The organism is Okeania sp. (assembly GCF_983059655.1).
Genome location: NZ_CEZPJD010000316.1, coordinates 7,526 through 8,803, shown reverse-complemented (window position 1 = coordinate 8,803; position 1,278 = coordinate 7,526). Strand labels below are relative to the sequence as shown.

General features: G+C 44.4%; 1 protein-coding gene. It reads right to left on the bottom strand.

What is annotated here, in order from left to right; all coding sequences use genetic code 11:
* Positions 1-219: 219 nt before the first annotated feature.
* Positions 220-1,221, bottom strand: coding sequence for a phenylalanine--tRNA ligase subunit alpha (gene pheS, locus AC3DU7_RS17760; protein WP_488040645.1), 1,002 nt, complete (start codon positions 1,219-1,221; stop codon positions 220-222).
* Positions 1,222-1,278: the final 57 nt, after the last annotated feature.

Sequence of the window (1,278 nt, the reverse complement as noted above, 5' to 3'; positions counted from 1 at the left end):
GACACAGACATATATTCAATGGTGCGTTACGCTGTCGCTAACACACCCTACTGGACTGTTTCAGCTAAAACTGTGCATTAGATTTTTGCCTATAATTCTCGTGATGGCAAGGTTTGACCCTTTTTTCCTAATGCACCATTTAAGATGAAACAGTCCACTACTGGACTGACTAAAAGTCCCCCAATTTTGGGGGATTTAGGGGGCAATGCCGATCGCTATTTAAAACTGCTGCAAAAAACGTAAGTCGCTGGCATAAACTCGCCGAATGTCATCTATTTGATGCAAAACCATGGCAAATCTTTCTACGCCGAAACCGGCGGCAAAACCTGTATATTTTTCCGGGTCATAACCTACTGCTTCTAATACGTTGGGGTCTACCATCCCACATCCCAATACTTCTAACCATTTGCCATTCCACTGCAAATCTACTTCTGCTGAGGGTTCGGTGAATGGGAAGTAGCTGGCACGGAAACGAATGGGTAGGTCTCCAAACATTTGTCTGAGGAATTCTTTGATGGTTCCTTTGAGGTCTGAAAATCTTAGTCCTTCGTCTACTGCTAATAGTTCGAGTTGATGGAATACTGCTGCGTGGGTGGCATCTACTGTGTCGCGTCGATAAACACGACCGGGAGCTATGACTCGGATAGGGGGTTCGTGGTTTTTCATATAACGGATCTGGACTGAGGAGGTATGGGTCCGCATTAAGTTACCGTCTGGTAGGTAGAAGGTATCTTGCATATCTCTGGCAGGGTGGTCTGGTGGTGTGTTTAAGGCTTCAAAGTTGTAGTAGTCGGTTTCCATTTCTGGACCTGTGGCTACTGTGTAGCCTAAGCCAATGAATATGTCTAGGGCACGGTCTATGAGGTTGTTGAGGGGATGGATTTTTCCTTGGGGACGATATACTCCTGGCATTGATACATCTAGGGTTTCGGCTTGGAGTTTGGCTGCTATTTCTGCTGTTTTGAGGTTTGTCCGCTTTTGCTCTAGGTTGCTCTGGATGGCTTGTTTGACTTGGTTGGCGATCGCTCCTACTTTTGGTCGTTCTTCTGGGCTGAGTTTGCCCATGCCTCCCAGGATTTTGGATACTTGGCCTTTTTTGCCGAGGTAGTTAATTCTTAGTTCTTCTAGTTTTTCTAGGTTTTCTGTTGTGGTGATCGCTTCTGTTGCTGTTTGCCGTAGTTCTGTTAGTTGGGTTTCTATTTCTGTTAGTTGGGTTGCCATAGTTTGTTATTTTTTTTGTGCTTTTAACTATAAGAATATTTTTGAGTTGAATAAATA

What these genes read in the sequence shown, in the direction of transcription:
- pheS (WP_488040645.1), bottom strand. Translation starts at nt 1,221, where the DNA reads ATGGCAACCCAACTAACAGAAATAGAAACCCAACTAACAGAACTACGG.